Annotated in this window: 18 protein-coding genes; 10 read left to right on the top strand and 8 right to left on the bottom strand. The window is 61.1% G+C overall.

Annotated features, from left to right (window positions below; translation table 11 throughout):
- The first annotated feature begins 11 nt into the window (after positions 1–11).
- The 3 genes from IAG25_RS09630 to IAG25_RS09620 are packed head-to-tail and all read left to right on the top strand — an operon-like array spanning position 12 to position 4,632.
- Entirely contained in the window at positions 12–2,942 is a 2,931-nt protein-coding gene (locus IAG25_RS09630; RefSeq protein ID WP_187604661.1) for a molybdopterin oxidoreductase family protein, read from the top strand.
- Between the two features lie 11 nt (positions 2,943–2,953).
- On the top strand, positions 2,954–3,673 hold the full coding sequence (locus IAG25_RS09625) for a 4Fe-4S dicluster domain-containing protein (protein ID WP_187604660.1): 720 nt from the start codon (positions 2,954–2,956) through the stop codon (positions 3,671–3,673).
- A 20-nt stretch (positions 3,674–3,693) separates the two neighbouring features.
- Entirely contained in the window at positions 3,694–4,632 is a 939-nt protein-coding gene (locus IAG25_RS09620; protein WP_187604659.1) for a dimethyl sulfoxide reductase anchor subunit family protein, read from the top strand.
- Between the two features lie 107 nt (positions 4,633–4,739).
- On the opposite strand, the gene IAG25_RS09615 is transcribed toward IAG25_RS09620, so the two are convergent.
- The 7 genes from IAG25_RS09615 to IAG25_RS09585 form a co-directional block, all read right to left on the bottom strand.
- The gene (locus IAG25_RS09615) at positions 4,740–7,820 is read right to left on the bottom strand and encodes a hypothetical protein (RefSeq protein WP_187604658.1); all 3,081 of its coding nucleotides are present in this window, start codon (positions 7,818–7,820) and stop codon (positions 4,740–4,742) included.
- A gap of 2 nt (positions 7,821–7,822) precedes the next feature.
- A complete protein-coding gene (locus IAG25_RS09610; RefSeq protein WP_187604657.1) occupies positions 7,823–8,419 on the bottom strand; it encodes a hypothetical protein in 597 nt (198 codons plus the stop codon).
- A 10-nt stretch (positions 8,420–8,429) separates the two neighbouring features.
- The gene (locus tag IAG25_RS09605) at positions 8,430–8,924 is read right to left on the bottom strand and encodes a hypothetical protein (RefSeq protein ID WP_187604656.1); all 495 of its coding nucleotides are present in this window, start codon (positions 8,922–8,924) and stop codon (positions 8,430–8,432) included.
- Positions 8,925–9,047: 123 nt separating this feature from the next.
- On the bottom strand, positions 9,048–10,433 hold the full coding sequence (locus IAG25_RS09600) for an HlyD family type I secretion periplasmic adaptor subunit (RefSeq protein WP_255503619.1): 1,386 nt from the start codon (positions 10,431–10,433) through the stop codon (positions 9,048–9,050).
- Positions 10,430–12,157: a type I secretion system permease/ATPase gene (locus IAG25_RS09595; RefSeq protein ID WP_187604655.1), complete on the bottom strand. Its 1,728-nt coding sequence runs from the start codon at positions 12,155–12,157 to the stop codon at positions 10,430–10,432. Before IAG25_RS09595 ends, IAG25_RS09600 begins: the two co-directional genes overlap by 4 nt.
- On the bottom strand, positions 12,154–13,551 hold the full coding sequence (locus IAG25_RS09590) for a TolC family outer membrane protein (protein ID WP_255503618.1): 1,398 nt from the start codon (positions 13,549–13,551) through the stop codon (positions 12,154–12,156). Before IAG25_RS09590 ends, IAG25_RS09595 begins: the two co-directional genes overlap by 4 nt.
- Before the next feature lie 203 nt (positions 13,552–13,754).
- Complete coding sequence (locus tag IAG25_RS09585; RefSeq protein WP_187604653.1) at positions 13,755–14,996, bottom strand: cystathionine gamma-synthase family protein; 1,242 nt, start codon at positions 14,994–14,996, stop codon at positions 13,755–13,757.
- A gap of 192 nt (positions 14,997–15,188) precedes the next feature.
- On the opposite strand from IAG25_RS09585, the gene IAG25_RS09580 reads away from it, so the two are divergent.
- The 7 genes from IAG25_RS09580 (at position 15,189) to IAG25_RS09550 (ending at position 22,618) form a co-directional block, all read left to right on the top strand.
- On the top strand, positions 15,189–15,923 hold the full coding sequence (locus tag IAG25_RS09580; RefSeq protein WP_187604652.1) for a glutathione S-transferase: 735 nt from the start codon (positions 15,189–15,191) through the stop codon (positions 15,921–15,923).
- A 34-nt stretch (positions 15,924–15,957) separates the two neighbouring features.
- Positions 15,958–16,761: an aldo/keto reductase gene (locus IAG25_RS09575; RefSeq protein WP_187604651.1), complete on the top strand. Its 804-nt coding sequence runs from the start codon at positions 15,958–15,960 to the stop codon at positions 16,759–16,761.
- 145 nt (positions 16,762–16,906) lie between these two features.
- Complete coding sequence (locus tag IAG25_RS09570; RefSeq protein ID WP_035507824.1) at positions 16,907–18,643, top strand: ClcB-like voltage-gated chloride channel protein; 1,737 nt, start codon at positions 16,907–16,909, stop codon at positions 18,641–18,643.
- Positions 18,644–18,871: 228 nt separating this feature from the next.
- Entirely contained in the window at positions 18,872–19,138 is a 267-nt protein-coding gene (locus tag IAG25_RS09565; RefSeq protein WP_187604650.1) for a hypothetical protein, read from the top strand.
- Positions 19,139–19,176: 38 nt separating this feature from the next.
- On the top strand, positions 19,177–19,419 hold the full coding sequence (locus IAG25_RS09560; RefSeq protein ID WP_035507820.1) for a DUF2795 domain-containing protein: 243 nt from the start codon (positions 19,177–19,179) through the stop codon (positions 19,417–19,419).
- Between the two features lie 518 nt (positions 19,420–19,937).
- Positions 19,938–20,327: a DUF2946 domain-containing protein gene (locus tag IAG25_RS09555; RefSeq protein WP_187604649.1), complete on the top strand. Its 390-nt coding sequence runs from the start codon at positions 19,938–19,940 to the stop codon at positions 20,325–20,327.
- Between the two features lie 191 nt (positions 20,328–20,518).
- Complete coding sequence (locus IAG25_RS09550) at positions 20,519–22,618, top strand: TonB-dependent receptor family protein (protein ID WP_187604648.1); 2,100 nt, start codon at positions 20,519–20,521, stop codon at positions 22,616–22,618.
- 15 nt (positions 22,619–22,633) lie between these two features.
- Here IAG25_RS09550 and IAG25_RS09545 read toward each other — a convergent pair whose 3' ends face one another.
- Positions 22,634–25,006, bottom strand: a complete 2,373-nt coding sequence (locus IAG25_RS09545; RefSeq protein ID WP_187604647.1) for an AsmA family protein — start codon at positions 25,004–25,006, stop codon at positions 22,634–22,636.
- Positions 25,007–25,025: the final 19 nt, after the last annotated feature.

The following is a 25,025-nucleotide window of genomic DNA, read 5'->3' as shown; positions in this document are numbered from 1 at the left end:
GAGGAGCACTCATGGAACACGGCGCTCGTACCCAGAACGAAAAACTCGAAGTCAAGACCACGACGTGCTACATGTGCGCATGCCGCTGCGGCATCCGCGTGCATCTGCGCGACGGCGAAGTCCGGTACATCGACGGCAATCCGAACCATCCGCTCAATCAAGGCGTGATCTGCGCGAAAGGCGCGTCGGGCATCATGAAGCAGTACTCGCCCGCGCGCCTCACGCAGCCGCTGATGCGAAAACCCGGCGCACTGCGCGGCGAAGCGCAATTCGAGCCGGTCTCATGGGAGGTCGCGCTCGACACGCTCGAAAAACGTCTCTCACATCTGCGCGCCACCGATCCGAAGAAGTTCGCGCTCTTCACGGGCCGCGATCAGATGCAGGCGTTGACCGGCCTCTTCGCGAAGAACTTCGGCACGCCCAACTACGCGGCGCACGGCGGCTTCTGCTCGGCCAACATGGCAGCCGGGATGATCTACACGATCGGCGGCTCGTTCTGGGAATTCGGCGGCCCCGATCTCGATAGCGCGAAGCTCTTCTTCATGATCGGCACGGCGGAAGATCATCATTCGAATCCGCTCAAGATCGCCCTTTCGAAGTTCAAGCGCGCGGGCGGGCGCTTCATCGCGATCAATCCGATCCGCACGGGCTACGCTGCCATCGCCGACGAATGGGTGCCGATCCGCCCCGGCACCGACGGCGCGCTCTTCATGGCGCTGATCCACGAACTGATCGCCGCCGATGCCTGGGATCACGAGTTCGTCACGCGTTACACGAACGCCGCCGAACTGCTCGACATGAACGAAGCGAGCGAGACCTTCGGGCTTTTCGTGAAGGACGGCGAGACGCCCGAGTCGAATCCGCTCTTCCCGCAAAATCATCTGTGGTGGGACACGAAAACGAATCGCGCGGTCGCGCATCATGGCGATGACGCCGAGCCCGCGCTCGATGGCCGCTACACGCTCGACGACGGCACGCCCGTCGCGCCCTCCTTCGCGCTGCTGCGCGAGCAGGTGGCGTCGTGCACGCCCGAGTGGGCCGCCGACATCACCGGTATTCCCGCCGCGACGATCAAACGTCTCGCCGCCGAAATGATCCAGGTGGGCCGCGATCACAAGATCACGCTGCCGATCGAATGGACCGACTGCTGGGGCAAAAAGCACGCTACCGTGACGGGCAATCCCATCGCTTTTCACGCGATGCGCGGGCTCGCCGCACACTCGAACGGCTTCCAGTCGATCCGCGCGCTCGCGGTGCTGATGTCGCTGCTCGGCACGATCGACCGGCCGGGCGGCTTCCGTCACAAATCGCCATTTCCGCGCGCGGTGCCGCCGTCCGCCAAACCGCCGAATCATCCCGATCAGGTCAAGCCGAACACGCCGCTCGCGAGCGGCCCGCTCGGCTGGCCCGCCGCGCCCGAAGACCTCTTCATTCACGACGACGGCACGCCCGTGCGCATCGACAAGGCGTTCTCGTGGGACTATCCGCTCGCGGTGCACGGCGTGATGCACAGCGTCATCACGAACGCGTGGCGCGGCGATCCTTACCCCATCGACACGTTGATGATCTTCATGGCCAACATGGCGTGGAACTCGTCGATGAACACGATCGAAGTGCGCAAGATGCTCGCCGACAGAAACGATAACGGTGAGTACAAGATTCCGTTCATCGTCGTATGCGATGCGTTCCAGTCGGAGATGACCGCGTTCGCCGATCTCATCCTGCCCGACACGACCTACCTCGAACGTCACGACGCGATGTCGATGCTCGATCGCCCGATCTCCGAGTTCGACGGTCCCGTCGATTCGGTGCGCGTGCCGGTCGTGCCGCGCACGGGCGAATGCAGGCCGTTTCAGGAAGTGCTGGTCGAACTCGGCAGCCGCCTGAAGCTGCCAGCCTTCACAACGCCCGAAGGAACGCGCAAGTATCGCGACTATCCGGACTTCATCATCAATCATCAGACGGCGCCGGGATCGGGCGTGGGCTTTCTGATCGGCTGGCGCGGCAAGGATGGCAAGGACGCGCTCGTCGGCGAGCCGAATCCGAACCAGTGGGAAGAGTACGCGAAGCACGATTGCGTCTATCACTACACCTTGCCCGAGTCGCTGCAATACATGCGCAACTGCAACGGGCCTTATCTGCAGTTCGCCGTCGACAAGGGCTTTCGCAAGTTCGGCGAGCCGATCCTGATCCAGCTCTATTCCGACGTGATGCAGAAGTTCCGCCTCGCCGCGCAAGGGCGCACGAAAGGCCGGCAGCCGCCCGATCATCTGCGCGCGCGCATCGAACAGTATTTCGATCCGCTGCCGTTCTGGTACGCGCCGCTCGAACTCGATACGACCGATCTCGAGGCGTACCCGCTCGCGGCCGTCACGCAGCGCCCGATGGCGATGTATCACTCGTGGGACTCGCAAAACGCGTGGCTGCGGCAGATTCACGGCGAGAACCTGCTGTACATGAATCCGCGGATGGCGAAGGCAAACGGCATCGAGGATGGCGGCTGGATCTACGTCGAATCGCAATGGGGCAAGGTGCGCTGCATGGCGCGTTACAGCGAGGCGGTCGAGCCGGGCACGGTGTGGACTTGGAACGCGATCGGCAAGGCGTCGGGCGCGTGGAGTCTCGGCCCCGACGCCAACGAATCGCAACGCGGCTTCCTGCTCAATCACCTCATCACCGACGAGCTTCCGCCGTCCGCGAACGAAGGCACGCGCTTCTCCAACTCGGACCCGATCACAGGACAAGCGGCGTGGTACGACGTGCGCGTGCGCGTCTATCCAGCCGAAGCCGATGCGAACCACACGCTGCCGCAATTCGCACCGATGCGTCCATCGCCCGGCATGCCGGGTCCGATCCAGCGCGTCGTGCAGACGTATTTCGCCGGGCGCGGCGAGTTTGCGGCGCGTTTGCGCAATGTCATCAAGCGAAACCCAGGCAACTGAAGGAGACCATCATGACTCAAATGGCCCTCGTGATCGACCTGAACGTCTGCGTCGGATGCCACGCGTGCGTGACGAGCTGCAAGGAATGGAACACGTCCGGCGAAGCGGGCAGCCTCGCGGATCAGCGCCCTTACGACGCCGATCCGTCCGGCACCTTCTTCAACCGCGTGCAGACGTATGAAGCCGGTGAGTTTCCGCTCGCCGACACGATCCACTTTCCGAAGTCCTGTCTGCACTGCGAGGACCCGCCGTGCGTGCCCGTCTGTCCGACCGGCGCGAGCTACAAGCGCAAGGAAGACGGACTCGTGCTCGTGGACTTCGACAAGTGCATCGGCTGCAAGTACTGCGCGTGGGCGTGCCCATACGGCGCGCGCGAGCTCGACGAAGAACGCAAGGAGATGACGAAGTGCACGCTGTGCGCCGATCGCATCTACAACGAGGCGCTGCCCGAACGCGATCGCAAGCCCGCATGCGTGCTCGCGTGTCCGACTTCGGCGCGGCTCTTCGGCGATATCCACGATCCGGAGTCGGTGGTGTCGAAAGCGATCGCGGAACGCGGCGGCTATCAGCTGATGCCCGAATGGGAGACGAAGCCCGCGAATCATTATTTGCCGCGGCGTCCGGTGAACTCGTGCAGTAGCGGCGGTTCGTGCGGTTGTCATTCCGCCGACGAAGCCGCGCCCGAAACACACGGCGACCTGAATCTCGCGGCGATGGCCGTGCGCGTCTGACTTTTCATCGGAGCTCAACCATGAAACCCGCGTTTTCCGTCGTGTTTCTCACGACATTGAGCGGCGCCGCGCAAGGCTTGCTGATCGCGCTCGTCGGCGTCGAACTGTTCGCGAAGCTCGGCTTGACCGGCGCGCCTTCGCAGATGTTCTTCGTCGTCGGCGCGGCATTGTCGGTCGTGCTTGGCGCGCTCGGGCTGCTCGCATCGTTCTTTCATCTCGGGCATCCGGAGCGCGCCTGGCGTGCAATCGCGATGTGGCGCACGTCGTGGCTCTCGCGCGAATGCCTGTGCCTGCCCGCATTTCTCGCATGCGATGCGCTGTACGGCGTCGCGCATTGGCTCGGCACGCCCTGGTCGCTCGTGATCGGCGTGATCGGCGTGATTGCGTCGGCGGCGCTTTTCGTCTGCACCGCGATGATCTACGCATGCCTGCGCTTCCTGCAGGAATGGGCGACGCCGCTCACGATGGTCAACTTCGTGCTGCTCGGCTGCGCCTCCGGCTTCACGCTCGCGACCGCATGCGCCGCGTGGCTCGCGCCGTCGGCGGCCGCCGGTCTCGCGGCTTGCGCGTGCACGTTGACGCTCGCAGGTTGCGCGACGCGCGTCGCCTCGCTCAGGCGCAATGCCCGCTTGCGGCCGAAATCGACTGTGCAAAGCGCGACGGGTATCAAAGGACCGAACGTCGTGCAGAAATCGCGCGGCTTCACGGCGGGCGCGTTCAATCTGCGCGAGTTCTTTCATGGACGTTCTGCCGAAGCGATCAAGCGCATCAAGTGGACGTTTCTCGTCGGCGCGTTTGGTGTGCCCTTCGTGCTGATGCTGGCGGGCATCGGCGCGCAGTCCGTGGCGCTGTTCGGTCTGGCGTTCGTCACGCAGTATCTGGGGCTCGTCGCCGAACGATGGTTCTTCTTTGCCGAAGCGCGGCATCCGCAGAACATCTACTACGCGCGCGCTTCGTGATAGGCACTGAATTTATCTCGCATACCTTAATACATATGCCGCGGTGAGCGGCATATGTATTACCCGGTTAGCGAATCAGCCCTGGCTTTTCGAGTTGAAGCGCCACGTCACCAGTTGAATCCAAAGTCTCCCCCGTAGCCAAAGTCGTTGTTGAACGACCCCCAATCCCAGTCGTCCTCGCCGCTTCCATAGTCGTCGCTGAGAGAGAAGTTGTAAGCATTGCCTCCCGATGACATGACCATCCCGTTGCCGCCGTAGTCGGCCCAACCGGTCTCGTAGCCCGTCGGTCCGTAGGCAATGGCGTCATAGCCGCCGCCTGCTCCATACGTGAACTGAGTGAAGCCTGTGAGTTGACCGCTGCTGTTGAAAGCGTCGTACTCGATCTCCTGACCGTTGCCGTTGAAAATAATGGCGTCTTGCGAGTTATCGCTGTTGAACAGGTGGGCAATCATGCTGCCATCGTTGCCGTACTTGTCGTACTCCGTCTCCCGCCCTGTCGTGTGGTCGAAGAAATAGTCGTCCGTTTTCTGGCCGCCCGAGTTGAACTTTGCGAACTCGATTTCGTTCCCGAATGCGTTGTAGACGGTCGCTGTCTGTGAATTGTCCGCGCCGAAGGTTCTGACGATGGTCTGCGTATTCGAGTATTCGTTCAACTGAGTCTCGCGGCCAGTTGCGTCAAAGAAAGCGTCGCTCGTGATCTGGCCGTTTTTGCCGTAGGTTGCATACTCGGACACATGCCCGGACGGATCGAAGACCGCTGAGTTTTGCGTTCCATCCGGATTGAAGACATGTGCGACGCCACCGCCCGAACTGTTGTAGTCGGTTTCCTGCAACTCGCGCCCGGTGCTTCCGTCGAAGATGATGTCCTGAGTCAGTTTCCCGCCGGTATCGAACGACGCCTGCTCCGTCTGATGACCAGCGCTGTTGTAGACGATCGCGTTTTGGGTGCCATTGATGTTCAGGATATGGTCGACCTGGCTGCCATCGGCGTTGATGTCGTTTTCTTGCGTTTCGCGGCCCGTGTTTGCGTCGAAGTAGACGTCCTGCGTCATCTTTCCATTTGTGCCGTACGTGGCGTATTCGGTCTCGTGGCCAGACGCGTTATAGACGGTCGCGTTCTGCGTGCCGTTGGTGTTGAAGATGTGATCGATCTGGCTGCCGTCGGCGTTGATGTCGTTCTCTTGCATCTCACGGCCCGAGTTCGAATCGAAGAAGACGTCTTGCGTCATCTTGCCATTCGTACCGAAAGATGCGTATTCGGTTTCGTGGCCAGCCGTGTTATAGGCGATCGCATTCTGGGTGCCGTTCGTATTGAAAATATAGTCGACCTGGCTGCCGTCGGCGTTGATGTCGTTTTCTTGCGTTTCGCGGCCCGTGCTTGCGTCGAAGTAGACGTCCTGCGTCATCTTGCCACTCGTGCCGTACGTGGCGTATTCGGTCTCGTGGCCAGCCGCGTTATAGACAGTCGCGTTCTGTGTGCCGTTGGCGTTGAAGATGTGATCGATCTGACTGCCGTCGGGGTTAATGTCGTTTTCCTGCAGTTCTCGGCCCGTATTCGAGTCGAAGACGACGTCTTGCGTCATCTTGCCGTTGACGCCGTATGTCGCGTACTCGGTCTCGTGGCCCGACGCACTATAGACGATGGCGTTCTGCGTGCCATTGGCGTTGAAGACGTGATCGATCTGACTGCCGTCGGCGTTGACGTCGTTTTCCTGGATTTCGCGACCCGTGCCGGCGTCGAAGAAAATGTCTTGCGTCATCTTGCCGTCCGCACCATACGCTGCGTGTTCGGTCTGCTGGCCGGCGGCGTTATAGACGTTTGCGTTATGTGAGCCATCTGCATCTAGCAGATAGTCGGTCTGGCTGCCGTCCGCGTTGAAGTGATTTTCCTGTGTCTCGCGACCGGTGGTGGGGTCAAAGAATACGTCCAGAGTCTTCTTGCCGTCGACGCCAAAAGCGCCGTACTCGGTTTCGCGGCCGGAAGCGTTGTAGACGGTTGCATTCTGCGAACCGTCTGCATTCAACGTGTAGTCGACCTGACTGCCGTCGGCGTTGAGGTGATTTTCTTGTGTCTCGCGGCCGTTTGTGGGGTCGAAGAAGGCGTCGAGGGTTTTCTTGCCGTCGGTGCCGAAGGTGGCGTATTCGGTTTCCTTCCCTGAGCCGTTATAGACGGTTGCTGCTTGCGAGCCGTCGGCGTTGATTTGAAACGCAACTTCAGAACCGTCGGCGTGAAATTGATCTTCGTTCGTCAAGCGCCCTTGAGCATCGTAGATGTCTGCGTTGTAGCTGCCGTTTCCGTTCCGCGTATATATTGTTTGAGAAATGATATTGCCCGACTGGTCTGTCTCAACCGAGGAAGCGAGAGAAGAATTGCTGAAATGGAGAGAGGTGGAGTCGCCGTTGCTGAATTTTTCCGTAACAGACGAAAAATCGCCGTTCGATCCTGAATCCGTAAAATCAACGTCGGTGATCGCGCCAGGTAGAGCCTTCCCTGACGCAATACCCATCTCGTTGAATATTTCGCCCCCGTGGGCAGCATATAGGTCCGCGTAGGTCTCCGAGGGATCTGTTCCGCTGGGATGCAATCCTGCAAACATTTTTCCGGCAGTTTGGATCATTGCGTTCATGTCCTGCGCCGAATCGAGTCCATTGGCCATGTCGGACGCATGCAACGATTTTAGTGTCTGATCGATTTTACCATTTGGTCCAGCGTCGCCATTAATGTAAATGGCGCTTCCGCCCTTTTGCACGATTTCCTGCTGGACGAGCCAGTTGTTATACACTGCCTCCCCTTCCGCCCGCAAACCTACCGCACTATACAGTGCACCGGCGTTCGGGTCATTCGCGTTGATTTGCAGACTGTTAAAAAACTGGTTGTCATTTTCCAGGTTCACAAAGTGGCCGATTTCATGGCTTAGATTACCAACAAATTGCTCTGGCGACCATGATGCCCAGTTTATTCCGAACTCCACAAGGTGTCCTGTGAACTGTAATAGTCCAGGCTGCTCAAGATTAACGGTCATTGGCTGGATCGTTCCATCACCACTTGCCGCCGCCACACCATACTGAAGTAGTTCGTTCACAAGTGTGGAACTTTTGTTTATCTCATCAAGCGTATCTTTTGAGAGTTGCCCCTTCAACGGGCCCCAAAAGGCTTCATTTCCTGAAATTTGAGGTATAGCCGCCATAATTACTCCGACAACTTATTTTGATCGATATTAATGAACTCAAGGCAACGTGTTTGCTTAGAAAAAACATAAATCACAATTACATTATCATTCCTCTTCGAAATAAAATCGTACCGAACATGCGCTTCGTACGACAGCCTTTCGTTCCATCCCTCGCCACCCACAGCGCTCGTCAACCTTTCTTGCGTCAGGCATTCTGCGTCTGGTCGAATTGGGATTTGCATGAAGCTTGGATTTTGGTCGCGACTTCTATTGAGTACATAGACAACCTTGCTCTGATCTATGAACTTCCCGTAACAACTGGACGGCGACATAGCCTCATAGCTTATGGAAAGGATATTTGTTTTCACGCCCAGCCTAAAAACTGGCTTTTTGGCCTTAAGGGCAAAGTCGATTCCAAGCTCTTTCGAGGTATATTTGTAGTCACCAAGATCCCCGTATCTCGCTATATTATGTATAGTTGAAACAAGAGCGCTCCATGAACCGTCATGACGGGCGATATCCGTTGCCCCAGAGCAGGCGGAGACCGTGATCAGACATGCCATATTCATCAGCAGGCGCATCTTTTTCGACCAATGATTGCGGGTCTCAGTCGGCACGGTTATTCACCTAGTCAAATCGATTCTGAAAAAGATAGAAAGCGTTTGCGCACTTTTCATTTGAAGGATCGAACATTACACCTAAGTCATAACTCTGCCCCCTCTTAATGAAATATCGAAAGATTTTGACCGGAACATCGGGGTTGAGAAAAGGTCTTGCAAATCCGAACGCTTTGAACATAGACGCTTCATCGATACAGCTTTTGGACCCTAAGTGGTATATCGACAATCCCCCTCGATACTTGTTTCCCCCACTCGCCCTAGAGAGTCCATAATTGAAATCATTTGGCATCACAGAGAACCTGGCCGTTATGCTTTCATCTGTGAAAAACTCCATCCGGTCCCCCCGATAGTTATGTGTCTCCGGATCCGAAAGCGTTTCCAACGGCCCCGCCGTGATATTTATACCGAGCCTTTGAGCCACATACTTATAGTCATCGAGTTGACCGTGATCCACGATGTCGCGGATTGCCGCCGCCAGGTCCGGATTGTCGGCGCTCGCCATCCCAGCGGACCCACATCCGGATAAAGCAGCGATTAAACTCAAGCAATACAACCAACGACGTTTGCTGATTAACGACACAAAAATCTACCTCCCGTTTTGAATTTGATCGCGAGCAAGCTCAACTCAATCCCGCATCGACCTCTGAATCCCATCCCTGACAGGCTCCAGCAAATACTCAAACGCACTCCGCGTACGCGTCCTGATGAAAACCTCCGCCCGTAAGCCGGGCCCCAGCACCACCGGTTCCTTCGCCAACCGATTCGCCCGTGCCAGCGCCTGCGCCGAAATCTCAACGCGAGCTACGTAGAACTGCTGATGATTGTCACGATCCGCAAGCGAATCGGCCGAAAGATAGGCGACCTTCCCCTCGAGAACCGGTGACGTTCGTGGGTTGTACGCGGTCAGTCGCACATCGGCCTCGCTGCCGATAGCGATCTCGCGGACGTAATCGGGCTTGATCTTCGCCTCCACGATCAGCGGCGTTCCAGACGGCACGAGGTCGAGGATGGGATCACGTGGGCCGATCGCTTCCCCGATCGTATGCACTCTCAGTCCGACCACTTCCCCGGCCACCGGCGCGACAATGCGCGTTCGTGCATCCATGTCCCGTGCGGGACGCAACTGCTCTTCGATCTGTCCAGTCTTTTCCTTGCATTCTTTGAGCTGAGTATCGGCCGATCGAACATAGTCGTTACGCAATGAGGCGATCTTGAGGGTGAGATCCGTTTGTCGCTGCCGCGATCGAATCAGCTCCGCTGTATCGGATTGCTGGCGTGACTGATAGTCGGCAGCAGCACGACGAAGCTCCATCATTTTGGTTTCCGTAACATAGCCTTCGGTTCGCAACTGCTCGTTGACCTGCAACTCCTGCTTCGCGATGCCGAGGCTCTGCTCACTGGTGCCCACGAGTGCGCGTTCCGCTTCCGTTTCCTGACGTGTTTGAGCAAGTTGTTGTTGCAACAGCACGAGTTGATCGTCAAATGCGCGACGTTCCGAATCGAACAGCGTGCGCTCGCGTTGCAACTGCGCAGCGACCGCAGGATCGCTCTGCCGTGCAAGCAGGCGCTGCGAAAATGCGATCGAACTTTGCATGTCTCGCTCCGCAGTCAGACGCGCCGCCTTCGCTTCTTCATCGTCCAGTTGCGCTTGCAGGGCGGTCATTTCGGCGTTGGAGCGCACGTCATCGAGCATGACGAGCGCCTGGCCAGCCTTGACGCGGTCGCCGTCCTTCACGAGGATCGCCCGGACGATGCCGCCTTCCTGATGCTGAATGGTCTTGCGCTCACCTTCGTCGCGGACCATACCTTCGGCCACGACAGCCCCGGACAGCGGCGCAACCGCTGCCCAGACACCCATCGCGCACGCGCCCACGAAGACCGAGAGGCAGCCGAATGCAATCACCCGGCGTGGCAAGGCGAGCCCTGGAGCCGGGACAGCAGAACACACCACGTTGCGCCGGGCGAGGCGACACATCGCCCGATACACGCTCATCACAATACGAGTTCTCATGACGCGGGCGTCTCCTGCCGGGACTCGTGCGAAGGTGCAGCGGCCGGCTTCATGCGTGATTGCATCCATCCCTGCACGTGTTCGCGTGTGCCGAAGCAATCGATCTCGCCCGCGCGCATCACCATCACGCGATCAGCAAGCGCAAGCACGGTTTGACGATGCGTCACCACCACGACCGTCACGCCGTCGCGCTTCAGAGCCTGCAACGCCATATTGAGCCGACGTTCGCCTTCGACATCGAGGTTCGAATTCGGCTCGTCGAGAAGCACGAGGCGCGGGTCGCCAAAAAGCGCCCGTGCGAGAGCGATCCTCTGCCGCTGCCCGCCCGACAAGGCCAGTCCGGAATCACCGATGTGCGTCTGATACCCGTCCGGCAAGGCGAGAATCATGTCGTGCACGCCCGCTCGTTTCGCCGCGAGAATGATGGCCGCCGAATCATGCCGTGACGCGTCGGGATCACGAGCGATATTGGCCGCTACGCTTCCTCCAAACAACTCGACGTCCTGAGGCACGTAACCAAGGAATCGACCCAGCGACTCTCGCGGCCACTGGGCGATGTTCGCGCCATCGAGTCGAATCGCGCCGGCATGCGGCTTCCAGATGCCCGCAAGCAGGCGCAGCAGCGTCGACTTGCCGGAAGCGCTCGGACCTACAATCACCAGCAATTGCCCGGCCCCGAGCGTGAAGCGCACATTCCCGAGCAGCGCGCGCCCGCGCGGATCGCCGATCTCCCTGCTGCTGAAGCCGATGACATCGCTACTCAGATGACCGGCGGGACGTGGCAAAGCGACCGTCTGAGGCGCGGGTGGCTGACAACAGAGCGCGTTGAGCCGGCTCCACGCTTGCCGCACTTCGGTCAGCTGTTTCCAGCTTCCGATGATCTGATCGATCGGTGCGAGTGCTTTGCCGAGCAGCAACGTCGTCGCCATCATGACGCCGCCCGTCGCGAATTGATTGATGACGAGCCACGCGCCGGTTCCCATCATCGCCACCTGAATCGCCTGCCGTGCAATCTTGCCAATATTCCGATTGAGCGCCGACACGTCCGCTACCGATGTCTGAGCGTCGACATCGATGCGTCGACGCTCGGACCAGGCGTCGATCATCGCAGTGTTCATTCCGAGGACCGTCACGATTTCGGCGTTCCTGTTGATCTGCGCGTAGAGCTGCTCGGTTTCCCGCTGACGCGCCGTGTTGCTTCGAATGTTCGCCTCGGTCAACCGGTCGTTGACGAGCGCAAGCCCGATCAGCAGCACCGCGCTCGACATGGCGATCAATCCCAATGACCAGTGGAACAGAAACATGATGAAGAGATAGAACACGAGCCAGGGCAGATCCATCAGGGCGATGACCCCGGCGCCCGACAGAAACGAACGAAGCGCCGCGATATCGGAAGGGTTGGCCAACGCATGTGTGGACGCACGACGTGCCTGCATCTCGACCCGCGCGGCCAGCGCGAGACGATCGAGTCGATCGCCGATCTCGCGCGCGAGATGGCTCAGAATGCGCGCACGCACGACATCGACACACAGCATCATGCCCAATGCAATGCACATGAAAACGATCAGCATCACGAGTGTTTCGATGCTCCGGCTAGGCAGCACCCGATCGTAGACCTGCAGCATATAAAGCGTAGGCGCGAGCACGAGCAGATTGCTGGCGACACCGAACGACGCGGCCACGACGAGATGTCGTCTGATGGCGTGCAAAATGGATCCGTTCATTTCTGTTGCGCTTCCGAATGTTTCACCGAAGCACCCGCGAGGTCTTCGAGTGTCGTCTCGTCCAGTCGAGCAACGCTTGCCCGCAAGCGCAGAAACTGCATCACGGTGTCGTAACGGGCTTTCGCAAGATCACGCCGCGTGGTGAAAAGCTTCTCCGCCGCGCCGAGCACATCGGCGTTGATGCGCACGCCCGCCTTGAATCCCTTCTGATTCGATTTGAGCGACGTTTCCGCCGACAGTTGGGCCGTGCGCAACGCGGCGATCTGCGCAACGCTTTCTTGCAGCGCGAGGAACGACTCACGCGCGTCGAGAGCGGCCGAGCGTCGAGCGTCCTCGAGATCGCCCCGTGCCTTGTCCTGCAATGCCAGCGCCTCGGCTTTTTTGCTGGACGTCTGTAAGCCGTCGAAGAGGGGAATGTTTATCTGAATGCCGATTTCGCCCGAGCTTGCCCGGTTGGCGCCCGTGTAGAAGCTGGTCTGGCCGTTGATGAAAGCGGCATTTCCGTGGTTGATGTTGCCGACGATCGATACGCTCGGGAGGTAGCCCGCATTGACCTTGCTCACCTCGCGCTTTGCGATTTCGAGCGCGATCTCCTGCTGCTTCACGTCGAAAGACTCGCGTTGCGCGGTATCCGCCCAATGATCGGCGCCATCCGCGCCGGTTGCGGGCGCGCTCAGGTCTGGAGCGAAGGCATCGACGTCGGTGACCGGATGCGCCACGATCTTCTCGATGGCCGCATAGCGCTTCAGTACCTCCGCACTGGCATGCACGAGATCGGATTGCGCCGCGTCCGCACCGGCCTGCGCCTCGTTCAGGTCCACGATCGTGGCAGTGCCGAGATTGAAACCGCGCTGACTGATGGCCAGTTGTTCGTCGAGCGTACGGACATGCTCGCGCGCAAGGACATGCTGATCCTGGGCGGCGAGCGCGTCGAAATAGGCCTGCGCGGTGCGCAGAAGCAGATCCTGCCGTGCCGCCGCAAGTCCAAAGCCGGCGGATATCGCACTGAGCTTGCCTTCCTGATAGGACTGCCAGTCATCCCACTTGAAAACGGCTTGATTGAGCGACAGGCTCGTGCCAAGCGTCGAATACGATTCGGGGGATTTTCCCGGAACAAAGATGCCGTTGCGGAAGACGGACTGACTCAGCCCCAAATGAGGCAATAGCGCCGCTCTTGCTTCCGGCTCTTTTTGCATGGCCGCGCGAAACTGCGCGTCGGCGCTTGCGAATTTGGCGTCATGCTGTGCAGCTTCCTGCAAAAGCTCAGGCAGGCTTTCGGCCGGACAAGGCGCTGCAACAAGGATCGTCTGGAGTCCTGATAGGACAATAAGGCGCTTGATGCAAAGCGCCCGCCGCCTCTTCCCGCAAAGCGGCGCAACTGCTGTTCTTCTCATTCTTGCTGGCCTCGATAGTGAACGGGGTCTCGAACGTTTCCCTATTCACCATCGCGACTATGCCGCACCGCCTGCGTTGTGGCCCTAATCCAAATCCGAATTAAATAGTTAATGAATAAGCAAGGTTCCTTGCATTTTGATGCGGCCTTTAAACCTCATAGCGTGCATTTGAAAGCTTGGTTTAAATCGCGCCCACGCTCCGATTACACCGCGAGCCTGAGCGCCTGATCAAAATCGGCGATGAGGTCGTCGATATCCTCGATGCCCGCGGACAAGCGCAGCATGCCGTCCGAAATGCCCATCGACTTGCGCACTTCGGGGCCGGCTTCGTAGAAGATCGTCGGCGCGACGGGAATGATCAGCGTGCGTGTGTCGCCCAGACCCGTCGCCTTGATCGGCAATTGCAGCGCGTTGACGACGTCGATCATGCGACCGGCGTCGCGCAACTCGAACGACAGCAGCCACGACGCGCCCTTGAACAGCGCCTGCGCGAACTCGTATTGCGGATGACTCTTCAGCCCCGGATAGAACACCCGCCCGATGGCCTCGTGCTGCTCCAGAAACTGCGCGAGCGCGAGCGCATTCTCGCTGCACTTCGCAACGCGCAGCGCGAGCGTTTCCGCGCCCATCGCAATGGAATGCGCCTGCTCCGACGACAGCGACGCGCCCATGTCGCGCAGCCCCTTCTTGCGGATCTGCAGGAGCCCCTGCTCCTTCGACGGCGAGCGGCGGTAGTCATCGGCGATATTCGGGTACTGGCTCCAGTCGAAGAGGCCCGTGTCCGTCACCGCGCCACCGAGCGCCGCGCCATGCCCGGCGATGGTCTTCGTCAGCGAATTGACGACGAGACTCGCACCGACCGCCTTCGGCCGGAACAGCGCGGGCGACGTGATCGTATTGTCGACGACATACGCGAGACCGCGCTCGCGGCACAGTTCGCCGATGCCCGCGAGGTCGGGAATCTGCGTGCCCGGATTTGCGATGGTTTCGACGAACACCATGCGCGTGTTCGGCTTGATCGCGCTCGCAACGTTCGCGGCCGATGTCGAATCGACCATCGTCACGTCGATGCCGAGCGTTCGCAGCGTGCCGAAGAGGCTGTTGGTGTTGCCGAACACGTAGCGGCTCGACACGACATGATCGCCCGCGCGCAACAGCGTGAGGAACACCGCCGTCAGCGCCGCCATGCCCGTGCTGAAGCAGATCGACCCGACGCCCTCTTCGAGGTTCGTGATCTTGCGTTCGAGCGCGGCCGTCGTCGGCGTGCCCTGGCGCGCGTAATTGAAACCGCCTTTTTTCGTGCCCTGAAAGACGCCGATCAGATCTTCCACGCGCTCGAATCCGTACTGAACCGATGTGTGGATCGCCTGATGCACGCCGCCATGTTCCACGCCCACGTTTCTGTCGCCGTGGACGATGCCTGTGGTGAAGCCTTGCTTGTCCATCCCTTCTCCGCTGCGTCGAAAACCCAAAACATCGATTTTGGCACGATCCGCGCCGATTCATGGCGTCGCCGCGAAACAGGAACGCGTGTTGCTCGCTCGCCATTTCGTACGCGTGTTTCGCAGCACGCCGGAAAACGCGCACACTCAACTGTCGCCGCGGATGCGGCACGCTTCGACGAGGAGCCTTTTCTCATGGCTTACGAACTCCATTACTGGGACGGATTGCAGGGCCGCGGCGAATTCGTCCGGCTCGCGCTGGAAGACGCCGGAGCCGAATACATCGATGTCGCCCGCGAATCGAAAACGCGCGGCTACGGCATGGACGCGATGATGAAAGTCCTGAACAGCAAGACAGAGCCGCACATCCCTTTCGCCCCGCCGTTCCTGAAAGACGGCGAGTTGATCGTGCCGCACGTCGCGAATATCCTGCTGTATCTCGGACCGAAGCTGAAACTCGCGCCGAAGGACGAAGGCCTGCGCTACGTCGCGCATGGCCTGCAACTGACGATCGCCGATTTCGTCATGGAAGTGCACGATACGCATCATCCGCTCGCGACCGATCTCTACTACGAGGATCAGAAGGACGCGGCCAAGATCCGCACGCAGAATTTTCTCGACAAGCGCGTGCCGAAATTCATGAAGTATTTCGAGCGCGTGCTGAAGCAGAACCCGCACGGCGACACGCAGATGATCGGCGATGCGGCGACTTACGTCGATCTTTCGATCTTCCAGATCGTCGACGGCCTGCATTACGCCTTTCCGCGCGCGATGAAGAAGTTCGGCGCACAGTATCCGCGCGTCGCGGCGATCCATGACGCGGTGCTGCAAAGGCCGAACATCGCGGCCTATGTCGATTCGGAACGGCGCATCCCGTTCAACGAGTCGGGCATTTTCAGGCACTATCCAGAACTCGATCAGGACGCTTGAACCGCTTGAATCCCAACGCAAACCAGGAGCCAGCATGGTAGAAACGATTCCTTCCTTCGGTCTCGGCACGTTCCGCGTCGATGCCGCGAAAACCACGAACGCCGTGAAGAGCGCCTTGCAGATCGGTTACCGTCATATCGACACCGCGCAGTTCTACAACAACGAGGCCGCCGTCGGCCAGGGCGTGCGCGATTCAGGCGTGCCGCGCGACGACATCTGGGTCACGACGAAAGTCTGGTGGGAGCGGCTCTCGCGCGATGCGCTCGTCGCGAGCCTGAAGGACAGTCACGCGAAGCTCGATATCGGCACGATCGATCTCGCGCTGGTCCACTGGCCGTCGCCCGATGGCGCGGTCCCGATCGCCGAAACGCTCGCGGCGATGCAGGAAGCGCAGAAGCTCGGTCTGATCCGTCATTACGGCGTGTCGAATTTCACCGCGCCGCTGCTCGAAGAAGCGCTGAAGGCGCCGGGCGGCAAGGAGATCGTCACGAACCAGTTCGAAGTGAGCCCCTTTCTCGCGAACCGCAAGCTCGTCGATGCGACGCAGCAGCTCGGCGTGAAGGTGACCGCGTATATGCCGCTCGGCGAAGGCCGCGCGCATACCGACGCGACGCTCAAGGCGATCGCGGAGAAGCACGGCGCGACGCCCGCGCAGGTGACCTTCGCGTGGCTGCTGTCGCGCGATATCGTGGTGCTGTCGGCATCGACGAATCCGGCGCATCAGCAGGCCAACTGGGACGCGCAGAAGCTCAAGCTCGACGCCGACGACATCGCGAAAATCGACGCGCTCGACGAAGGCAAGCGCCACGCGAATCCGCCGTTCGCGCCGAAGTGGTGACGCGCGGCGCATCGAACGGAGCCCGGCTGTAAAGGCCGGGCTTTTTTTGTACTCGTCGCAAGCGTGCCCGCAGCGCCGCCCTGCGATGCTATCCTTGCGAGTCCCTTATTCCGTTTGCTTCTAAGCTTTCCACGATTTCGTAAAAGTGCTCTCATTCCTGCTCAAGCTCCGGACACGCGCTCAACGCCTCTTCCGTCTCTCGGACTCGCATACGATGCTCGTCTGGGCGGTCGTCGTCGGCGTGGCGGGCGCCTTTGCGACATCCGTCTTTCGTGAAGGCATTCAGGTTCTGCAACGTCTTCTGGGCAATCCGTCGGAAGGGCTCGTCGCGCTCGCGCATGTTCTACCCTGGCCCGTGCGCGTCCTGCTGCCGGCCGTGGGCGGGCTTATCGCGGGCGTCTGTCTGCTGATCGCGCGCAGGCACGCCAGCAAGAACGCGAGCACGGACTACATGGAAGCCGTGACCATCGGCGATGGCGTCGTGCCCGTCTGGCAGAGTCTCTGGCGCAGCCTGTCCTCGCTCATCACGATTTCGAGCGGCGGTTCCATCGGCCGGGAAGGCTCGATGGTGCAGCTCGCCGCGCTCTCGTCGTCGCTGATCGGGCGCTGGGTCCACTTCGATCCGCCGCGCCTGCGTCTGCTCGTCGCGTGCGGCGCGGCGGCCGGCATTACGTCGGCGTACAACGCGCCCATCGCCGGCGCGTTCTTCGTCACCGAACTCGTGCTCGGCTCGATGGCGATGGAAAGTTTCGGGCCGATCGTCGTCTCGTCGGTCGTCGCCAATATCACGATGCGCGAGTTCGCGGGTTATCGCCCGCCGTACGAGATGCCGGTGTTCCCGACCGTCACGGGCGTCGAAGTGCTGCTCTTCGTCGTGCTCGGGCTGTTGTCGGGCGTGCTCGCGCCGCATTTCCTGCGGCTCCTCGCGGCGTCGAGGAAGCGCTTCTCGACGCTGCCCTTGCCGTTGCCGCTGCGCCTCGCGCTCGGCGGCCTGATCGTCGGCGTGATTTCGATCTGGTGGCCCGAAGTCTGGGGCAACGGTTACGAGGTCGTGAACTCGCTGCTGCACGAACCGTGGACATGGACCGCGCTGCTCACCGTGCTCGTATTCAAGCTCATCGCCACCGCCGCCACCGCTGGCTCGGGCGCGGTCGGCGGTATCTTCACGCCGACGCTCTTCGTGGGCGCGGTGCTCGGGTGCCTGTACGGCATCGGCGTGCACACGATCTGGCCGGACTCGACCTCCGCGCCCTTCGCCTACGCGATGGTCGGCATGGGCGCGTTCCTCGCCGCCGCCACCCACGCGCCGCTGATGGCGATCCTGATGATCTTCGAGATGACGCTCTCGTATCAGGTCATGTTGCCGCTCATGGTGTCGTGCGTGATCGCCTACTTCATCGCGCGCACGTCCGAGCAGACGTCGATGTACGAAGTCACGCTGCGCCGCAATCGTGAGGAGAAAGAGCGCGTGCGCCTCGCCGCGACCCAGATGCGCGAGCTCGTCAAGCCCGCGGACACCGTCGTGCCGCTCACCGCGAACATCAAGGACATGACGCGCGTGTTCCTCGAATATCCGGTGAAGTATCTGTACGTGGTCGATGAAGCCGAGCGCTTTCGCGGCGTGGTCGCGCTGAAGGACATCACCTCCGATCTCCTCGACGAGCACGACACCAAAACCAAGACCGCCGCCGACTATCTTCAGCCGCAATTCGACGTGCTCACGCCCGACATGTCGCTCGGCGAAGCGCTCCAGCACTTCCTCGCGTTTCAGGGCGAGCGCCTTCCGGTGATCGAGAAAAAGACGCAGCCGCTCTTGCTCGGCGTCGTGTACAAAACCTCCCTTCTGGACGCATACTTCCGTTTGAACCCGACGTCGCGCTGAAACTGCGCAGCCGTGCAATTTCGCGGCGCGCAACGACGCGTGCGCGCGTGTTTCGCGCGAGTCGGACCGACTTCACAATTCACTCGAAGTATGTCCGCGCGACGCCCACTCGTCGCGCCCGTGTGCGCATCGTCCGAACGGACCGCGTGCACGGCGAGCGGCGCGAAGGCCCATCGGCATAGGCTTTGCTTGGTGCCTTTCGCTGCTTACGTGAGGAGGGGTTGCCCGATGAAGACCTCAACGTTGTTGTCGATGGCCCTGGTTTCGGTCTCGTGCTATGCCGCGCCGCTGCATACGAGTTCGACCGACGAATCGACCGCCACTATCACCGCGACGCGCGCCGCGCTGCGCATGAACGCCGCGCCCGTTGCGCCGCCCGCGCCCGAAGTTTCGTCGCAGGACCTCGACCACGCGCGCTGGCGACACGTGCCGCTGCCGAAGTCCCGAACGCCGAATCACGGCATGGCGAGCCAGCCCATTCAGGTGCAGACCTGAGCGCCCTCCTCTCCACCGACTCGACCCTGGACCTCGGAATGACCGACACGCACGCAAAACACGCCTTGAACGACGAGCCGATCGACGACGAGATCGCCCAGGTGCTGCGCCTCGTGAAGTATCCCGCCAACAAGGACGCGATCGTCGATGCTGCGCGGGAAGCGGGCGTATCCAACGACGTCATCACGGTGTTCGACGGGCTGCCCGAACAGGATTACACGGACGCGAATTCCGTCGAGCAACTGCTGGGCAGCAACGGCGGACCGGGCATCTCCATCTGATCCCGTCACGGCGCGCGAACGATGTGCGCCGATTGCGCGCGCCTTGGGTCAGGTCGTACAAAACGTGGTTCATCAAACACTTAACGTCGATACGCGCGCCTTTTCAACACTGCTATCCACAGAAAATGTGGATAAGTTGGGCATCGGACCGATGCGCCTCGCGAGCGCGAAAAAGTGGCGCGATCCGCGTCGCTCGGGGATTTCAGCGCGAAATCAAGAAACTAGGTGAGTCGCCAAGCGGTTTTCCACAGCCCTTTCCCCTTGCGCTGGGGATAAGTTATGCAAGGCCCGACACGCATTGATGCGCCACGAGGCGCATGTGACTTTTCCTTGGGCATCAGTCATTTAGCAGACTTTTGAGCGCCTTTTCAACAGGGTGCTCCCCAGTTCGTGGGGACAACCTGCGTTCGACATGCCCGCCGTCTGATCCCAGGAATTTCTGTCCGTTTTGCTTTGTAATACAAAGTAACCCGATGGCATAATCCCCGCACTCGGGATCTCAACAAACCTTCACCCTCATGCGCGGTCGCGTCCATCAACGAACGGGTTCACTGCTGGCATTGCTCGCAATGTTGCTGATCACGTTCGCGCCGATGGTCTCGCAACTGCTCGCGGCCAACGCGCATGCCGGCGACCTGAGCGCCGAACTCTGTTCGGCGCATGCGTCCGCTTCCACGGTCGAGCTTTCTGCCGGCCATCATGATCCGGACGCGCTCGCGCATCTCGACGATCACGCCTGCGGCTACTGCCATTTCTTCGCGCATGCGCCGGCAATCTCGAGCGCACGCGCATCCGCGACGCTCGACGTTCCGGCGCGCCGCACCGTCGTCGTCGCGCGGATCGGCGACGAGCGTCCCACTCCCGCGTTCACCACAGCGCAACCGCGCGCTCCACCGGTTCTCATCTGATTTCGTCAAAACGGATCGATGCCATCGCGGCATCGAACGGCGTCGCACGTCCATAACGTCGCGCCGCGCTCCTTCATCACGAATTCAAGAAGAACCATGCTCACTCTTTCAGCGAGGGGCGGCGTCAGGCCGTCCGTACATCCGCGCGTCGATGGCGCGTCCCGATCGCACGACATCGCGGGGACGCAATCATGAAGCGTTCCGCCCGAAGAAGCATCTTCGTGACCGGCATGACCGCGATGTTCGCCACACGCGCATTCGCACAGACTACGGAAACCGGCGAGTCCACGACGCTTCCCGCCGTGATCGTGCAGGGACAGGCGCAACATTCGCTGACATCGCAAAACGTCGCCGACGAGAAGCGGACGCTCGATCAGACGGTCGGCTCCGTGGGCTTCGTCGATAGCGCCGACTATCAGAACACTTATGCCTTCACGCTGCGCGACGTCCTCAAGAACGTGCCCGGCGTCTTCGTGCAGACCCGCTACGGGCAGGAGTTGCGCGTGTCCATTCGCGGTTCGGGGCTCGCGCGCGGCTACCATACGCGCGGCCTGGAGATCCTCCAGGACGGCATCCCGACCAATCTCGCCGATGGCAGCGGCGACTACTATCAGATCGATCCGCTCGCGCTGCAATCCGTCGATGTCTACAAGGGCGGCAACGGTCTCGCGTATGGATCGTCGATGATGGGCGGCGCGATCGACTTCGTGACGCCCACCGCCTACACCGCCGACGCACCGAACATCCTGCGGCTCGAAGGCGGCAGCTTCGGCACGGTCAGGGGCAGCGCGCAGTTCTCGCGCGTGATGGGACCGCTGGATTTCATCGGCACGTTCTCCGTGAACCACGCGGACGGCTATCGCGATCACGAGCGTGGCCAGTACGAACAGTTCAACGCGAATATCGGCTATCGATTCTCGCCGGCCGTCGAGACGCGCTTCTATCTCGGCGCGTATGTCGTGGATCAGCAGCTTCCCGGCACGCTGTCGCTCTCCGATGCCCTCAACAACCCGACGAAGGCATCCGCGAGCGCGCTATCCGGCGATCAGGCGCGCGACACGCGCACCGAGCGCATCGCCAACAAGACGACGGTCAAGCTCGATGTCGGTCAGCTCGACTTCGTCACCTGGGCGATCCACAAGAGTCTCTATCACCCGATATTTCAGGTCATCGATCAGGACGGCTGGACCTACGGCTTCGCGCCGCGCTATACCGCGACGTTCAACGTCGGCGGCATGCGCAACGACGTCATCGCCGGCGCGCGCTTTTTCGGCGGCACCACGCAGGCGCGGCAGTATGTGAACGTGTCGGGCAACGAAGGCGCGCAGACGCTCGACTCGACGCAAAGCGCCTACAACTACGAGGCGTATGTCGAAGACCGGCTGTTCTTCCTGCCGACGGTCGCGCTGATGGCCGGCTTCAAGGCGTTGCGCGATGTGCGCAAGTACGTCGATCACGGCGGGCTCGCGGCCGATCCGGCCTACAAGTCGGCGAGCGAAACGTTCAGCGGCGTGAATCCGAAGCTCGGCGTGATGTGGCAACCGAATCGCGAGATCCAGGCGTATATCGACATCACGCGCAGCCAGGATGTGCCGGATTTCACCGACCTCACGCAGACCTTCGCGAACACTACGCGCTTCACGCCGCTCACGTCGCAGCACGCGTGGACGCTCGAACTCGGCACGCGTGGCACGCGCGATCGCGTGAGCTGGGATGTCACCGCGTATCGCTCGCTCGTGCGCGACCAGTTGCTTCAGTACACGACGAATCCCGACATCCCGGCATCGACGTTCAATGCGAACAAGACGGTGCTGCAGGGGATCGAGGCGGGCGTGTCGGTCGATGTGTGGCGCGACATCACGCACGCGGGCGCGGGCGACAAGCTCACGCTGTCCGGCTTGTGGAACCTGAGCGACTTCCGCTTCAAGGACGATCCGCAGTACGGCAACAACCGCATCGCGGGCGTGCCGGTCAATGTGCTTCGCGCGGTGCTCGGCTACTCGCGGCCCAACGGCTTTCACGTGTCCGCATCGGTCGACTGGGTGCCGGCCGGGGCGTGGGCCGATGACGCCAACACGCTGCGCGTGCCGGGCTATACGCTGCTCGGCGTGCAGGCGGGGATGGATTTTCGCAACGGGCTGTCCATCTTTCTCGATGCGCGCAATCTGACCAACAAGCGCTATGTGAGCGACATCAGCACCATTGCGAATGCGCAAACGGCATCGTCGACCGCGATCTTCTATCCGGGCGAAGGCCGCAGCATATTCGCGGGCGTGCGGTACGCGTTCTAGCCGCGAGGCAGTCGATCAACTCCCCCGATACTGCGCCGCACTCGCCGGCGCGGGCGCGGCGGGCTTCTTCGCGCCCTTGTCCTTCGCCGCGCCGCTCGCCGCCGCATCCGACGACATATACGCCGGCGCGGCCTTTGCCTGCTGCTTCTGCCCGGCGGGCGGCGCGCTCGGCGGACGGCCGATGTCGGCGAGCATCTGCTGGCAAGGCAGCGGCTTGTTGTTGCTCGGCGCGATGAGCGGAATCAGCGCCGCGAACGGATTGATCAGTCCCAGCCCGACCGCGGCGGCGCCACGCAGCGCCAGCACCGGACTCACGCCGATGTGAGGATCCTTGAACGTGCCCTTCACATACAGCGGCGAGCGCAACGAGAAAACGCGCAGGCCCTTCGTGTGGGGATGGATGCCGAGATCCATGTCCTCGGTCTTGAGATTGATCGTGCCATCGACATTGATGACCGCGTCGTCGGTATCGAGCGCGAACACGCGTGAATCGAGCACGCCGTCGGTCACGACGAAATCCGCCGCCGCGCAGTTGATGTTCACGTCGCGCTTGCCGAAAAGCTTCTCGTACACGACGTTCGCCACGTTCAGCCCGGCCGCCTCCATATACAGGCGGCTCACGGTGCCCTCCGTGATGAGCGCCTTCACTTCGCCGTTCGATGTCGCCGCGAGCGCCGCAGGCGAGTTGCCGGTGGCCGAGAGCGCGGCATCGCCGTTGACTTCGCCGAGCGCGGACTGCATCGTCTTCACGGTCGGGAAAAGCTGCTTGAGCTTCAGATGCCGCGCCTGCGCCGACACGCGGCCCTTCAGCGGCGTGGTGCTGCCGTCGAGATGAATGTTCGATGCGAGCGAGCCGCCCGCCACGCCGAACTTGAGCGGCTCGAACGAGAGCACGCCGTTCGTCATCAGGACATGCGTGTACAGGTTCGTGATCGGCAGATCCGGGTCCTTGATGATGCGCTCGCCGGTGAACTTCACGTCGGCGTCGATGGCCTTCCAGCGATCGGTCTTGAACTCCTCGGTCGGCAGCGCCTTCGACGTCGGCTGCTTTTCCGTCTCGCCGCGCTTGGCCTTGCTCGCGTTCGAATCGGCGCCGATGATCGGCGCGAGATCCTTGAACTGCAGCAGATGCGACACGAGTTCGCCCTGCAGCAGCGGCCGCGGCTTCTTGCCCGCATAAACGAGCGATCCGTTGATGTCACTGCCGCCCACGCGCCCGGTGAAGTTCTCGTAGTGGAACACGTTGCCGTCTTCGCGGAACTGGCCGGTCAGCCGCCCTTCGGTGGCGAACGGCGGCGTCTCGGGCAGCGTCACGCCGGTGAACGGATAGAGATGCGCCATGCTCACGGCCTGAATCCACAGCCGCAGATCGAGCGCGGCGAGATGCGCGGGATCGGTCACGGTGCCGACGAACGCGATATGCGTGTCGCCCAGGCGCACGTCGGCCTGAACCGGGAACGGGCGTGTCGCGTCCTGCACGGCGAGCACGCCGCCAAGTTTGCCGTCGCCGGAGACCCTGCCGCCGTTGTAGGTGCCCTTCACGGTCCAGCCGAACGCGTATGGCGGAATCGGTGGCTTCGGGCCTTGCTTGGTCGTGATGCTGGTATTCGCCGACGTGCTCGCCGGATTCGGCGTGGACGCGTTCGCCGCGGCGGCCGCGGACGCGGCAGACGCCGCCGACGCTTCGGATGCCGCGGCCGCATCGGCCTGTTTGTTGAGCTTCGCCGCGCCGCTCTTGCCGACCATCTCCGACGACGACTTCGCGGACGCCGCTTCCTGCTGCTTCATCACATCGCCGATCGGCACGGGCTGCCCGAGCGTATCGATGACGACGTGCATCTCGGCCTTGGTGACTTCATCGCGCACGTCGACGGTGCCCTTCGCGAGCGAGATATCGCCGAGCTTGAGATTCCACGTGGACGGTTCGCTGGATTGCTTGAACTTGAACGTCCAGTTGTTGCGATTGTCCTTGAGGCGCTCGATATCGATCGACGGATTCACGAGATTGATCGTCGGCACCACGATGTCGTGCGCGAGCAGCGGCAGCACGGCCACCTGAAAGTCGATTTCGTCGAGGGTTGCGAAGAATTTCTGACGCGTCCAGTCCGGATTCGCGATGGTGATTTTTTCAGCGGAGAAGCGCGGCCACGGCACCCAGCGTTTCCAGCCCGTCTCGTTGGGCGGACGACGCCAGCCGACTTTCAGATCCCCCGTAATTTCGAAGCGGCGGCCGATCGCTTCGGACACTTTGTCATCCACCCAGGGTCGCAGACGGTTCCAGTCGAATGTCAGAAATATGACCACCAGTATCGCGATCAGAACCGCCAGAACGGCAAAAAACCATGCGACGATCCTTCCGATTTTTCCGGTCGTTCTGGCCTGCGGCATGACGGCTCCATCCGTTTTT

This window comes from Caballeronia sp. EK, assembly GCF_014384845.1.
Classification (GTDB): Bacteria; Pseudomonadota; Gammaproteobacteria; order Burkholderiales; family Burkholderiaceae; genus Caballeronia; species Caballeronia jiangsuensis.
This window is presented reverse-complemented; position numbering and strand designations above follow the sequence as displayed.